Consider the following 13,897-nt stretch of genomic DNA (forward strand, 5'->3'; position numbering starts at 1 on the left):
TGTATATATTTAAAATTAAGTTCTACAAATCCATTAACAGATGTCTTCAAATACTGTAAATCAAAGAGTTAATTTTGCTTCGACTAAGAATCCGCTTGAATATCCGGATTTTCTGGAAGTACAATTGAAGTCATTCAAAGACTTTCTACAACTGGACACTCCACCCGAGAAGCGTAAGAACGAGGGACTGTATAAAGTATTTGCTGAAAACTTCCCCATTGCCGATACAAGAAATAATTTTGTTCTTGAGTTTTTGGACTACTATATTGATCCGCCGCGCTATACCATTGATGAATGTATAGAGCGAGGGCTTACATATAGCGTGCCTTTGAAGGCAAAATTGAAATTATATTGTACCGACCCTGACCATGAGGATTTTGACACGGTCATTCAAGACGTGTTCCTCGGCCCTATTCCTTACATGACGGATAAAGCCACATTCGTCATCAACGGTGCGGAACGTGTGGTTGTATCCCAGCTTCACCGTTCACCGGGCGTATTCTTCGGACAGAGCGTACATGCCAACGGTACCAAGTTGTACTCAGCCCGTATCATCCCGTTCAAGGGTTCGTGGATTGAGTTTGCCACCGACATTAACAATGTCATGTATGCGTACATTGACCGTAAGAAGAAATTGCCGGTTACCACTTTGCTGAGAGCCATCGGTTTTGAGAATGACAAGGACATTCTCGAGATTTTTAATTTGGCGGAAGACGTGAAGGTGAACAAGACGAGTCTCAAGAAGATGGTGGGACGTAAGTTGGCCGCACGTGTGTTGAAAACATGGATTGAGGATTTTGTAGACGAAGATACCGGTGAGGTTGTTTCCATCGAGCGTAACGAAGTCGTTATCGACCGTGAAACAGTAATCGAGCCGGAGCATGTTGACATTATATTAGAGTCGGGAGTTCAGAATATCCTCGTACACAAGGAAGAGCCGAACCAGTCTGACTATTCTATTATATATAATACTCTGCAGAAGGACCCGAGTAACTCGGAAAAAGAAGCTGTACTCTACATCTATCGCCAGTTGCGTAATGCAGACCCTGCTGATGATGCCAGTGCACGCGAGGTTATCAATAACTTGTTCTTCTCAGAAAAGAGATATGACCTGGGTGATGTAGGTCGTTATCGTATCAACAGAAAGTTGAACTTGACGACAGATATGGACGTGCGTGTCCTTACCAAGGAAGATATTATCGAAATCATCAAATATCTCATCGAGTTGATTAACTCGAAAGCAGACGTGGACGATATCGACCACTTGAGCAACCGTCGTGTGCGTACAGTGGGCGAGCAGTTGTCCAATCAGTTTGCTATCGGTCTGGCACGTATGTCGCGTACTATCCGCGAGCGTATGAACGTCCGTGACAATGAAGTCTTTACTCCGATTGACTTGATTAACGCCAAAACAATCTCTTCTGTTATCAATTCATTCTTCGGAACGAATGCTTTGTCACAGTTCATGGACCAGACCAATCCGCTGGCCGAGATTACCCATAAGCGCCGTATGTCTGCCTTAGGACCTGGCGGTCTGTCACGTGAGCGTGCTGGTTTCGAGGTTCGTGACGTACACTATACTCACTACGGACGTCTTTGTCCTATCGAGACCCCTGAAGGCCCGAACATCGGTTTGATTTCTTCACTCTGTGTGTTTGCGAAAATCAACGAGCTCGGCTTCATTGAAACTCCATACCGTAAAGTGACAGAGGGTAAGGTTGATCTTTCTGACGAAGGTCTGGTTTACCTCACTGCTGAAGAAGAGGAAGCCAAGATTATTGCTCAGGGCAATGCTCCTTTGAATGATGATGGTACTTTTGTACGTGATAAGGTAAAATCCCGTCAGGATGCTGACTATCCGGTGGTTTCTCCTGCCGAGGTGGAATTGATGGACGTATCTCCCCAGCAGATTGCTTCTATTGCGGCTTCTTTGATTCCGTTCTTGGAACATGATGATGCCAACCGTGCATTGATGGGATCAAACATGATGCGCCAGGCTGTTCCTTTGTTGAAGAGCGAAGCTCCGATTGTAGGTACCGGTATCGAGCGTCAGCTGGCATGCGACTCTCGTACGCAGATTACTGCTGAAGGTGACGGTGTGGTTGAATTCGTGGATGCAACGACTATTCGTATTCTGTACGACCGTACGGAGGAGGAAGAGTTCGTAAGCTTCGAGCCTGCTTTGAAAGAATATAATATCCCGAAGTGGCGCCGCACTAACCAGAACATGACGATTGACCTCCGCCCAATTTGCGAGAAGGGGCAGCGTGTTACTGCAGGTCAAATCTTGACCGAAGGTTATTCAACAGAAGACGGAGAGCTTGCACTGGGTAAGAACCTGCTGGTTGCTTACATGCCGTGGAAAGGTTATAACTATGAGGATGCTATCGTATTGAACGAACGTGTGGTTCGTGAGGACCTTCTGACTTCCGTGCACGTGGAAGAATATTCTTTGGAAGTTCGCGAAACGAAGCGTGGTATGGAAGAGCTGACCTCTGACATCCCCAACGTAAGTGAGGAAGCTACCAAGGATCTTGACGAAAACGGTATTGTTCGTGTGGGTGCCCGTATCGAGCCGGGCGATATTCTTATCGGTAAGATTACTCCGAAAGGTGAGTCGGATCCTTCTCCGGAAGAGAAGTTGCTCCGTGCTATTTTTGGTGATAAGGCCGGTGATGTGAAGGATGCCTCCCTGAAGGCTTCTCCTTCTTTAAAGGGTGTCGTTATCGGTAAGCGCCTGTTCTCTCGTGTTGTCAAGACACGCAGCTCCAAACTGGCTGATAAGGCTTTGTTGCCGAAGATTGATGATGAGTTCGACGCTAAGATTAATGACCTTAAAAAAGTATTGATAAACAAGCTGTTGAAGCTTACAGAAAACTATACATCGGAAGGTGTGAAAGATTATATGGGTGCCGACATTATTTCCAAAGGCGCCAGATTCTCTGCCTCCGATTTCAGTGATTTGGACTTCACTGCTGTTCAGTTGAGCAGTTGGACGAAGGATGAACATACCAACGAACTGATTCGTGCATTGGTGATGAACTTCATCAAGAAGTACAAGGAACTCGATGCTGAATTGAAACGCAAGAAGTTTGCCATCACTATCGGTGACGAGTTGCCGGCAGGTATCATCCAGATGGCCAAGGTATACATTGCAAAGAAACGTAAGATTGGTGTTGGTGACAAGATGGCCGGTCGTCACGGTAACAAGGGTATCGTTTCCCGTGTGGTACGTCAGGAAGACATGCCGTTCCTTGCTGACGGTACTCCGGTAGACATTGTACTGAATCCGTTGGGTGTGCCTTCACGTATGAACATTGGTCAGATATTCGAGGCTGTTCTCGGTCGTGCAGGAAAGAACTTGGGCGTGAAGTTTGCAACTCCTATCTTTGACGGTGCATCTTTGGACGATTTGAACGAATGGACCGACAAGGCCGGCCTGCCTCGCTACGGCAAGACAACGCTGTATGATGGTGGTACCGGTGAAGCATTCGAGCAGCAGGCTACGGTAGGTGTGACCTACATGCTGAAGCTCGGTCACATGGTTGAAGACAAGATGCACGCACGTTCCATCGGCCCATACTCACTTATTACGCAACAGCCGTTGGGTGGTAAGGCACAGTTCGGTGGTCAGCGTTTTGGAGAAATGGAGGTTTGGGCACTTGAAGCTTTCGGTGCCGCACACATTCTGCAGGAAATCTTGACTATCAAGTCTGATGACGTTGTTGGGCGTTCCAAGGCTTATGAAGCAATTGTGAAGGGTGAGCCGATGCCTGCTCCGGGTATCCCCGAGTCACTGAACGTATTGCTACACGAGTTGAGAGGTTTGGGCTTGAGCATCAACTTAGAATAATGGATAATTGATAATTGAGAATGGGTAATGTAAGTTCCCATTCTCAATTATCGGTTTTCAGTTTTTCATTTTCAATTTTCCATTGTCAATTATCAATTAAATAAATTTATGGCTTTTAGAAAAGATAACAAGATAAAGAGTAATTTCTCGAAAATCTCTATCGGTTTGGCTTCTCCTGAGGAAATCCTAGAGAATTCGAGTGGTGAAGTTTTAAAGCCTGAAACCATCAACTATCGTACGTATAAGCCTGAACGTGACGGATTATTCTGCGAGCGCATCTTTGGTCCTATCAAGGATTACGAGTGCCATTGCGGTAAGTACAAGCGTATCCGTTACAAAGGTATCGTCTGCGACCGTTGCGGTGTGGAAGTGACTGAAAAGAAAGTGCGCCGTGAGCGTATGGGGCACATTCAGCTCGTTGTACCCGTGGCTCACATCTGGTACTTCCGTTCACTTCCCAACAAAATCGGCTACTTGTTGGGGCTGCCTACCAAGAAGCTGGATGCCATTATCTATTACGAGCGTTATGTTGTCATTCAACCGGGTGTACTGTCTGATGAAGTGGCACAGTACGACTTGCTTGAAGAAGGAGAATACCTGGACTTGCTGGAAAAACTGCCGAAAGACAACCAGTTCCTCGAAGATTCAGACCCCAATAAGTTTATTGCCAAGATGGGTGCGGAAGCTATCTACGATTTGCTGTCACGCCTTAATCTCGACTCTTTGTCTTACGAACTGCGTAACCGTGCCGGAAGCGATGCATCACAGCAACGCAAGACCGAAGCCTTAAAGCGTCTTCAGGTCGTTGAGTCGTTCCGTGCATCACGCGGACGTAACAAGCCCGAGTGGATGATTGTACGCATTGTACCGGTTATTCCACCCGAACTTCGTCCGTTGGTTCCGTTGGATGGTGGCCGTTTCGCAACTTCCGACTTGAATGACCTTTATCGTCGTGTCATTATCCGCAACAACCGTCTAAAGAGATTGATTGAAATCAAAGCTCCTGAGGTGATTTTGCGTAATGAAAAGCGTATGTTGCAGGAAGCTGTAGACTCTCTGTTCGACAACTCCCGTAAATCGAGCGCAGTGAAGACCGATGCTAACCGTCCGTTGAAGTCTCTTTCCGATAGTTTGAAGGGTAAGCAGGGACGTTTCCGTCAGAATTTGTTGGGTAAGCGTGTCGACTATTCCGCACGTTCTGTAATCGTTGTAGGTCCGGAGTTGAAGATGGGCGAATGTGGTATCCCGAAACTGATGGCAGCCGAGCTTTACAAGCCGTTCATTATCCGTAAGCTTATTGAGCGCGGTATAGTGAAGACAGTAAAGAGCGCCAAGAAGATTGTAGACCGCAAGGAACCAGTTATCTGGGATATTCTGGAACACGTGATGAAGGGTCATCCGGTGTTGTTGAATCGTGCCCCGACACTTCACCGTCTCGGTATCCAGGCATTCCAGCCCAAGATGATTGAAGGTAAGGCAATCCAGCTGCATCCGTTGGCATGTACGGCATTCAATGCCGACTTCGACGGTGACCAGATGGCTGTGCACTTGCCACTGAGCAATGAAGCGATTCTGGAAGCACAGATGCTGATGCTACAGTCGCACAATATATTGAACCCTGCCAACGGTGCTCCTATCACTGTGCCTGCCCAGGATATGGTACTCGGTTTGTACTACATTACTAAGTTGCGCAAAGGTGCCAAGGGTGAGGGCCTGACATTCTACGGTCCCGAGGAAGCGCTGATTGCCTACAATGAAGGCAAGTGTGACATCCATGCTCCGGTAAGCGTCGTAGTGAAAGACGTTGACGGGAATGGCAACATTGTGGACAAGATGATGCACGATACTTCTGTAGGTCGTGTCATTGTTAACGAAATTGTTCCGACAGAAGCAGGATACATCAATACGATTATCTCCAAGAAGTCACTCCGCGACATCATCAGTCACGTAATTAAGGTGTGTGGTGTTGCCAAGGCAGCCGACTTCCTTGACGGAATCAAGAACCTCGGTTACTATATGGCCTTCAAGGGTGGTCTGTCGTTCAACTTGGGCGATATCATCATCCCGGAAGAAAAGGAAGCATTGGTACAGAAGGGTTACGATGAAGTAGAGCAGGTAATCAATAACTATAACATGGGTTTCATCACCAACAACGAGCGTTACAATCAGGTAATCGATATCTGGACACACGTGAACTCAGAATTGTCAAACATCCTGATGAAAACCATTTCAAGCGACGACCAGGGCTTCAACTCCGTATACATGATGTTGGATTCCGGTGCCCGTGGTTCTAAGGAACAGATTCGTCAGCTCTCCGGTATGCGTGGTTTGATGGCAAAGCCCCAGAAAGCAGGTGCCGAAGGTGGTCAGATTATCGAAAACCCGATTCTTTCTAACTTTAAGGAGGGTTTGTCGGTGTTGGAGTACTTTATTTCTACTCACGGTGCTCGTAAGGGTCTTGCCGATACTGCTTTGAAGACGGCCGACGCCGGATACCTGACTCGTCGTCTGGTTGATGTATCGCATGATGTGATTATTAATGAAGAAGACTGCGGCACACTCCGCGGATTGGTTTGTACGGCATTGAAGAACAATGATGAAATCATTGCTACTCTGTACGAACGTATCTTGGGTCGTGTGTCCGTACATGATATTGTTCATCCTACAACCGGTGAACTGATTGTGGCCGGCGGTGAGGAAATTACCGAGGACATTGCACAGCGTATTGAAGATTCTCCAATCGAGAGTGTTGAAATCCGTTCAGTATTGACTTGCGAATCCAAGAAGGGGGTTTGTGCTAAGTGCTACGGACGTAATCTGGCTTCCAGTCGTATGGTTCAGAAGGGTGAGGCAGTCGGTGTAATCGCTGCACAGTCTATCGGTGAGCCGGGTACACAGTTGACACTGCGTACATTCCATGCTGGTGGTACGGCAGCCAATATTGCTGCCAACGCAAGTATTGTGGCCAAGAACCCTGCTCGTCTGGAATTCGAAGAACTCCGTACGGTAGACGTTATCGATGAAGCAGGCGAACCGGCAAAGGTTGTGGTAGGACGTCTGGCCGAAGTACGTTTCGTGGATGTCAATACGGGTATCGTGCTCTCCACCCACAACGTGCCCTACGGCTCTACGCTCTATGCAGCTGATGGCGAAATGGTAGAGAAAGGAAAGATGATTGCCCGTTGGGACCCGTTCAACGCGGTTATCATTACCGAAGCTACCGGTAAGATTGAATTTGAAGGCGTTATTGAAAACGTGACTTATAAGGTAGAGTCTGATGAATCTACCGGTTTGCGTGAAATCATTATCATTGAGTCTAAGGACAAGACGAAGGTGCCTACTGCACATATCATGACCGAAGACGGTGAACTGATTCGTACATACAACCTCCCGGTTGGTGGCCATGTGGTGGTTGAGGACGGACAGAAGGTGAAGGCCGGTGAAGTTATCGTGAAGATTCCGCGTGCCGTAGGTAAGGCGGGTGATATCACGGGTGGTCTTCCCCGTGTCACTGAGCTGTTCGAGGCACGTAACCCGTCTAATCCTGCCGTGGTTTCAGAAATTGACGGTGAGGTTACTATGGGTAAGGTAAAACGCGGTAATCGTGAAATTATCGTTACTTCCAAAACCGGTGAAGTGAAGAAGTACCTCGTCCCGCTGTCTAAGCAGATTCTGGTTCAGGAAAACGACTATGTACGTGCCGGTACTCCCTTGTCTGACGGTGCCATTACGCCTGCGGACATTCTGGCTATCAAAGGTCCTACGGCCGTGCAGGAATATATCGTGAACGAGGTTCAGGACGTTTATCGTCTGCAGGGTGTGAAGATTAATGACAAGCACTTTGAAATCATCGTTCGTCAGATGATGCGTAAGGTGGAAATCGACGAGCCGGGCGATACCCGTTTCCTGGAACAGCAGGTTGTTGACAAGATGGAATTCATGGAAGAGAACGACCGTATCTGGGGAAAGAAGGTGGTAGTGGATGCCGGAGATTCCCAGAGCCTGCAGGCGGGTCAGATTGTAACAGCCCGCAAACTGCGGGACGAGAACTCCATGTTGAAACGTCGCGACTTGAAACCCGTGGAAGTGCGTGATGCTGTGCCTGCGACTTCTACACAGATTCTTCAAGGTATCACCCGTGCTGCATTGCAGACTTCGAGTTTCATGTCGGCTGCTTCCTTCCAGGAAACGACGAAGGTGCTGAACGAGGCTGCTATCAACGGAAAGGTAGACCGTCTGGAAGGTATGAAGGAGAACGTAATTTGCGGTCACTTGATTCCTGCCGGTACCGGACAACGCGAGTTTGAGAAGATTATTGTTGGCTCCAAAGAAGAATACGACCGTATGCTTGCCAACAAGAAGACGGTACTTGATTATGCTGTAGACGAGAAAGTAGAGGGATAGCCGATACAACGTCAATAGAATTCTTGAATAGAGAGAGGGAATATTCTGTAAGAAGAATATTCCCTCTCTGTTTTTCTAGGTTTTTTCCCTTTTTGTCTTGATGTGTACTTTTTATGAGCAGAGTATATGATGCTGCAAACATGGTGCGGTACTTCTCTAAACCTTTATTGCTATCGTTGTAAAATGGCTGGTAATGTCTTTTATAGATGTGCTTATTTACTTGTGTCTTCTTTTTGAGGACGGCTTATTATGTACTTTTTCTATTTAAATGTATATCATTCAAAAAAAAAGAGTATTTTTGGTCTATCTTTTAAGAACATTTTTAAAACAATTGTGCAATATGGAGACTCAAGAAAATAATAATGGACAGCTTCAGATAGAATTGAAAGAAGAAGTGGCGCAAGGTACGTATGCCAATCTAGCTATTATAACCCATTCCAGTTCGGAATTTATTCTCGACTTTATCCGCGTGATGCCGGGTATGCCAAAGGCTGGCGTACAATCGCGCATTGTTTTGGCACCCGAACATGCCAAGCGGTTGTTGCGTGCACTCGAAGAAAATATCGGAAAATATGAACGCTCATTCGGATTGATTCGCATGCCGGATGAACAAACATTCCCGCCACTTCCCAACATCAAGGGTGAAGCGTAGAATAAAAAAAACTTGTAGTGCATTGATTATTCAAAACTTATTAGTATCTTTGCAGCCCAAAAGTGTATAGTTTTGAATTAATATAAACAATAATATATAACTAAAAACAATTAAAATGCCTACAATTCAGCAATTAGTAAGAAAAGGACGCGAAGTGCTGGTGGAGAAATCAAAGTCTCCCGCATTGGATTCTTGTCCTCAAAGACGTGGCGTTTGCGTGAGAGTGTATACAACCACTCCGAAGAAACCGAATTCAGCTATGCGTAAAGTAGCTCGTGTGCGTTTGACCAATGGTAAAGAGGTGAACTCTTATATTCCGGGAGAAGGTCACAACTTGCAGGAACACTCTATTGTGCTGGTACGTGGTGGTCGTGTGAAAGACCTTCCGGGTGTGCGTTATCACATCGTACGTGGTACTTTGGATACTGCAGGTGTTGCAGGACGTACGCAAAGACGTTCCAAATATGGCGCAAAACGTCCGAAGCCGGGTCAAGCTCCTGCTAAGAAGAAATAATCAGGTAGCCTGATGTCCTAAAACAGAAAAATTAAAAGTAATAACTTACGTTTTAGTTTGTTGGAAATGCTGGCGGTTGAGTAAATCCTCCGGAGGGAGAGTTGAAGAAGACAGAAGTAAACAACCAAGAACGAAAAACATTATTCTTTCAGAAAATGAGAAAAGCAAAACCCAAAAAACGCGTTATCCTGCCGGATCCCGTGTTCAATGATGTAAAAGTTTCCAAGTTTGTGAATCATCTGATGTATGATGGAAAGAAGAATACTTCTTATGAAATCTTCTATGCTGCTTTGGAAACAGTGAAGAATAAAATGCAGAATGAAGAGAAGTCCGCTCTTGAAATCTGGAAAAAAGCTCTGGATAATGTGACTCCTCAAGTGGAAGTTAAGTCTCGCCGTGTGGGTGGTGCTACTTTCCAGGTTCCTACAGAAATTCGTGCTGATCGTAAGGAATCAATTTCCATGAAGAACTTGATAATCTTTGCACGTAAGCGTGGTGGTAAATCAATGGCTGATAAACTGGCTGCCGAAATCATGGATGCTTTCAATGAACAGGGCGGTGCTTACAAACGTAAAGAAGATATGCACAGAATGGCTGAAGCCAACCGCGCATTCGCTCATTTCAGATTCTGATACTGCAAGAAATAACTGATTGATGTTTTAACTTAAAGTAAAGAATAAGAAATGGCAAAGCAAGATTTACATTTGACACGCAATATCGGTATCATGGCTCACATTGATGCCGGAAAGACAACAACCTCTGAACGTATTTTGTTTTACACGGGTTTGACCCACAAAATCGGTGAGGTGCATGACGGTGCCGCTACAATGGACTGGATGGAACAAGAGCAGGAACGTGGTATTACTATCACTTCTGCGGCTACCACTACTCGTTGGAAATATGCAGGTGATACTTATAAAATTAACTTGATTGACACTCCGGGACACGTTGACTTTACCGCTGAGGTAGAACGTTCTTTGCGTATTCTTGATGGTGCCGTTGCTGCTTATTGTGCAGTCGGTGGCGTTGAACCGCAATCTGAAACAGTTTGGCGTCAGGCTGACAAATATAACGTACCGCGTATTGCTTACGTTAATAAAATGGACCGTTCGGGTGCTGACTTCTTTGAAGTAGTTCGCCAAATGAAGGACGTTTTGGGTGCTAATCCGTGTCCTATCGTTATTCCTATCGGTGCTGAGGAGTCTTTCAAAGGTCTGGTGGACCTTATCAAAATGAAAGCTATCTATTGGCATGATGAAACAATGGGTGCTGATTATACTGTAGAGGAAATCCCTGCAAACTTGGCAGACGAAGCTAACGAATGGAGAGATAAGATGCTCGAAAAAGTGGCTGAGTTTGACGATGCTTTGATGGAGAAATATTTCGATGATCCTTCTACCATTACGGAAGAAGAGGTTTTGAGAGCTCTCCGTAACGCAACAGTGCAAATGGCTGTAGTCCCGATGCTTTGCGGTTCTTCATTCAAGAATAAAGGTGTACAGACGTTGCTCGACTACGTTTGTGCATTCTTGCCTTCTCCGTTGGATACAGAAAACGTTGTGGGTTCAAATCCTGAAACTGGCGCTGAAGAAGATCGTAAACCGAGCGAAGATGAAAAGACTTCTGCTTTGGCATTTAAAATCGCAACTGACCCGTATGTGGGCCGTTTGACTTTCTTCCGCGTTTATTCCGGTAAGATTGAGGCTGGTTCTTATATCTATAACTCTCGTTCTGGTAAGAAAGAGCGTGTATCTCGTTTGTTCCAGATGCACTCAAACAAGCAGAACCCGGTAGAAGTTATTAGTGCTGGTGATATTGGTGCTGGCGTAGGTTTCAAGGATATACATACTGGTGATACATTGTGTGACGAAACTGCACCGATTGTATTGGAGTCTATGGATTTCCCGGAACCGGTAATTGGTATCGCAGTTGAGCCTAAGACCCAGAAGGATATGGATAAACTGTCAAATGGTCTGGCTAAGCTGGCTGAAGAAGACCCGACGTTCACAGTTAAGACTGACGAACAGACTGGGCAGACAGTTATCTCTGGTATGGGTGAACTTCACTTGGATATTATTATCGATCGTCTTAAGCGTGAGTTCAAGGTTGAATGTAACCAAGGTAAGCCTCAGGTTAACTACAAGGAAGCCATTACTAAGACAGTTAACTTGCGTGAAGTTTACAAGAAGCAGTCTGGTGGTCGTGGTAAGTTCGCAGATATTATCGTGAACATCGGTCCGGTTGATGAAGACTTCAAGGAAGGTGGATTGCAATTCGTTGACGAAGTGAAGGGTGGTAACATTCCTAAGGAATTTATCCCGTCTGTACAGAAGGGCTTCACTACTGCCATGAAGAATGGTGTGTTGGCAGGTTATCCGTTAGATTCACTGAAGGTAACTTTGATTGATGGTTCTTTCCACCCGGTTGACTCTGATCAGTTGTCTTTCGAAATCTGTGCTATCCAAGCATACAAGAATGCTTGTGCTAAGGCAGGTCCGGTATTGATGGAGCCTATTATGAAGCTGGAAGTTGTTACTCCGGAAGAAAACATGGGTGACGTTATCGGTGACTTGAACAAGCGTCGTGGTCAGGTAGAAGGTATGGAATCCAGCCGTTCTGGTGCACGTATTGTAAAGGCAATGGTTCCGTTGGCAGAAATGTTCGGTTACGTAACAGCTTTGCGTACCATTAGTTCTGGCCGTGCAACCTCTTCAATGGTATACTCTCACCATGCCCAAGTTTCCAACTCTATTGCCAAGGCTGTATTGGAGGAAGTGAAAGGTCGTGCTGACTTAATCTAAAAAAACTTGAAGTCCCGTAGGTTAGCGAATGACTCTTAGCCTGCGGAACTTCATCTTATATATAACTATTTAATAACTAAAGACAGTAATGAGTCAAAAAATTAGAATCAAACTGAAATCTTACGACCACAACTTGGTTGACAAGTCAGCTGAGAAGATTGTAAGAACGGTAAAGACAACGGGCGCCATCGTTAGCGGTCCGATTCCTCTCCCTACGCACAAGCGTATCTTTACCGTGAATCGTTCGACTTTCGTTAACAAGAAGTCGCGTGAACAATTCGAACTCTCTTCTTACAAGAGACTGATTGACATCTATAGTTCAACAGCTAAGACAGTAGATGCTCTGATGAAGTTGGAGTTGCCGAGTGGTGTGGAAGTAGAAATCAAAGTGTAAGTATTAAAAAAATAAGTGAAATGCCAGGATTATTAGGAAAAAAAATCGGAATGACATCCGTTTTCAGTGCCGAGGGTAAGAATGTACCATGCACTGTTATCGAAGCAGGTCCTTGTGTTGTTACTCAAGTGAAAACTGTAGAAAAGGACGGTTATGAAGCTGTTCAGTTGGGCTTCCAAGATAAGAAGGAGAAGCACACTACAAAGCCTTTGATGGGGCACTTTAAGAAAGCTGGAGTAACTCCCAAGAAACACTTGGCTGAGTTCAAAGAATTTGAAACAGAATTGAATCTGGGTGACACTGTTACCGTAGAATTGTTCAATGGCGCAACTTTTGTTGATGTTGTAGGTACTTCTAAGGGTAAAGGTTTCCAAGGTGTAGTAAAACGTCATGGTTTCGGTGGTGTAGGTCAGACTACTCACGGTCAGCATAACCGTGCTCGCAAGCCGGGTTCTATCGGTGCTTGTTCTTATCCCGCAAAGGTATTCAAGGGAATGCGCATGGGTGGACAGCTTGGTGGCGACAGAGTGACTGTTCAAAACCTGCAGGTATTAAAGGTAATCGCGGAGCATAATCTTCTTTTGATTAAGGGTTCTGTTCCTGGTTGCAAAGGTTCAATCGTAATAATTGAGAAATAATGGAAGTTAACGTATATAACATTAAAGGTGAAGACACTGGGAGAAAGATTACGTTAAACGAGTCTATCTTCGGAATTGAGCCCAACGACCATGCTATCTACTTGGATGTTAAACAGTTTATGGCTAACCAGCGTCAGGGTACACACAAATCAAAGGAAAGAAGCGAAATCAGTGGTTCTACTCGTAAAATCGGTCGCCAGAAAGGTGGTGGTGGTGCACGTCGTGGTGACATGAATTCACCGGTACTGGTTGGTGGTGGACGCGTATTCGGTCCGAAACCGAGAGATTACTACTTCAAATTAAATAAAAAAGTAAAGGCTCTGGCTCGTAAGTCGGCTTTGTCATATAAGGCTCAGAACAACGCGGTTGTAGTAGTAGAAGACTTCTCTTTTGAAGCTCCGAAGACTAAAGATTTCGTTGCAATGACAAAAAATCTTAAAGTATCTGACAAAAAGCTGCTTATGATTTTACCAGAAGCAAATAAAAACGTATATTTGTCGGCTCGTAATGTGAAGGGCGCTAATGTGCAGACTGTCTCAGGGTTAAATACTTACAGAGTATTGGACGCTGGGGTTGTTGTGTTTGCTGAAAGTGCACTTTCTGCTATCGACAATATCTTAATGTAAAAAGGAGGCTTAAAT

9 protein-coding genes are annotated in these 13,897 nt (G+C 45.4%); all 9 read left to right on the top strand.

Annotated features, from left to right (window positions below; all coding sequences use genetic code 11):
• Positions 1 to 40: 40 nt before the first annotated feature.
• Complete coding sequence (gene rpoB / locus HU824_RS09750; protein ID WP_136010239.1) at positions 41 to 3,853, top strand: DNA-directed RNA polymerase subunit beta; 3,813 nt, start codon at positions 41 to 43, stop codon at positions 3,851 to 3,853.
• Positions 3,854 to 3,961: 108 nt separating this feature from the next.
• Positions 3,962 to 8,257, top strand: a complete 4,296-nt coding sequence (gene rpoC / locus HU824_RS09755) for a DNA-directed RNA polymerase subunit beta' (protein ID WP_148356387.1) — start codon at positions 3,962 to 3,964, stop codon at positions 8,255 to 8,257.
• Between the two features lie 340 nt (positions 8,258 to 8,597).
• Complete coding sequence (locus tag HU824_RS09760; RefSeq protein ID WP_136010241.1) at positions 8,598 to 8,909, top strand: DUF3467 domain-containing protein; 312 nt, start codon at positions 8,598 to 8,600, stop codon at positions 8,907 to 8,909.
• Positions 8,910 to 9,024: 115 nt separating this feature from the next.
• On the top strand, positions 9,025 to 9,423 hold the full coding sequence (gene rpsL / locus HU824_RS09765) for a 30S ribosomal protein S12 (protein ID WP_136010242.1): 399 nt from the start codon (positions 9,025 to 9,027) through the stop codon (positions 9,421 to 9,423).
• Positions 9,424 to 9,578: 155 nt separating this feature from the next.
• On the top strand, positions 9,579 to 10,055 hold the full coding sequence (gene rpsG / locus HU824_RS09770) for a 30S ribosomal protein S7 (protein WP_005825710.1): 477 nt from the start codon (positions 9,579 to 9,581) through the stop codon (positions 10,053 to 10,055).
• A 51-nt stretch (positions 10,056 to 10,106) separates the two neighbouring features.
• On the top strand, positions 10,107 to 12,224 hold the full coding sequence (gene fusA, locus HU824_RS09775) for an elongation factor G (RefSeq protein ID WP_176468732.1): 2,118 nt from the start codon (positions 10,107 to 10,109) through the stop codon (positions 12,222 to 12,224).
• Positions 12,225 to 12,312: 88 nt separating this feature from the next.
• Positions 12,313 to 12,618: a 30S ribosomal protein S10 gene (rpsJ, locus tag HU824_RS09780; RefSeq protein ID WP_004291244.1), complete on the top strand. Its 306-nt coding sequence runs from the start codon at positions 12,313 to 12,315 to the stop codon at positions 12,616 to 12,618.
• A gap of 20 nt (positions 12,619 to 12,638) precedes the next feature.
• The gene (gene rplC / locus HU824_RS09785) at positions 12,639 to 13,256 is read left to right on the top strand and encodes a 50S ribosomal protein L3 (RefSeq protein ID WP_136010244.1); all 618 of its coding nucleotides are present in this window, start codon (positions 12,639 to 12,641) and stop codon (positions 13,254 to 13,256) included.
• Positions 13,256 to 13,882 carry a 50S ribosomal protein L4 gene (gene rplD / locus HU824_RS09790; RefSeq protein ID WP_136010245.1) on the top strand — a complete coding sequence of 209 codons (627 nt, stop codon included), beginning with the start codon at positions 13,256 to 13,258 and terminating at the stop codon, positions 13,880 to 13,882. Before rplC ends, rplD begins: the two co-directional genes overlap by 1 nt.
• Positions 13,883 to 13,897 lie beyond the last annotated feature (15 nt).

Source organism: Bacteroides sp. L10-4 (assembly GCF_013373675.1).
GTDB lineage: Bacteria > Bacteroidota > Bacteroidia > Bacteroidales > Bacteroidaceae > Bacteroides > Bacteroides muris.

Excerpts from the sequence above, each read along its gene's own strand:
- rpoB (WP_136010239.1), top strand. The coding sequence starts at position 41 with ATGTCTTCAAATACTGTAAATCAAAGAGTTAATTTTGCTTCGACTAAG.
- rpoC (WP_148356387.1), top strand. The coding sequence starts at position 3,962 with ATGGCTTTTAGAAAAGATAACAAGATAAAGAGTAATTTCTCGAAAATC.
- HU824_RS09760 (WP_136010241.1), top strand. The coding sequence starts at position 8,598 with ATGGAGACTCAAGAAAATAATAATGGACAGCTTCAGATAGAATTGAAA.
- rpsL (WP_136010242.1), top strand. The coding sequence starts at position 9,025 with ATGCCTACAATTCAGCAATTAGTAAGAAAAGGACGCGAAGTGCTGGTG.
- rpsG (WP_005825710.1), top strand. The coding sequence starts at position 9,579 with ATGAGAAAAGCAAAACCCAAAAAACGCGTTATCCTGCCGGATCCCGTG.
- fusA (WP_176468732.1), top strand. The coding sequence starts at position 10,107 with ATGGCAAAGCAAGATTTACATTTGACACGCAATATCGGTATCATGGCT.
- rpsJ (WP_004291244.1), top strand. The coding sequence starts at position 12,313 with ATGAGTCAAAAAATTAGAATCAAACTGAAATCTTACGACCACAACTTG.
- rplC (WP_136010244.1), top strand. The coding sequence starts at position 12,639 with ATGCCAGGATTATTAGGAAAAAAAATCGGAATGACATCCGTTTTCAGT.
- rplD (WP_136010245.1), top strand. The coding sequence starts at position 13,256 with ATGGAAGTTAACGTATATAACATTAAAGGTGAAGACACTGGGAGAAAG.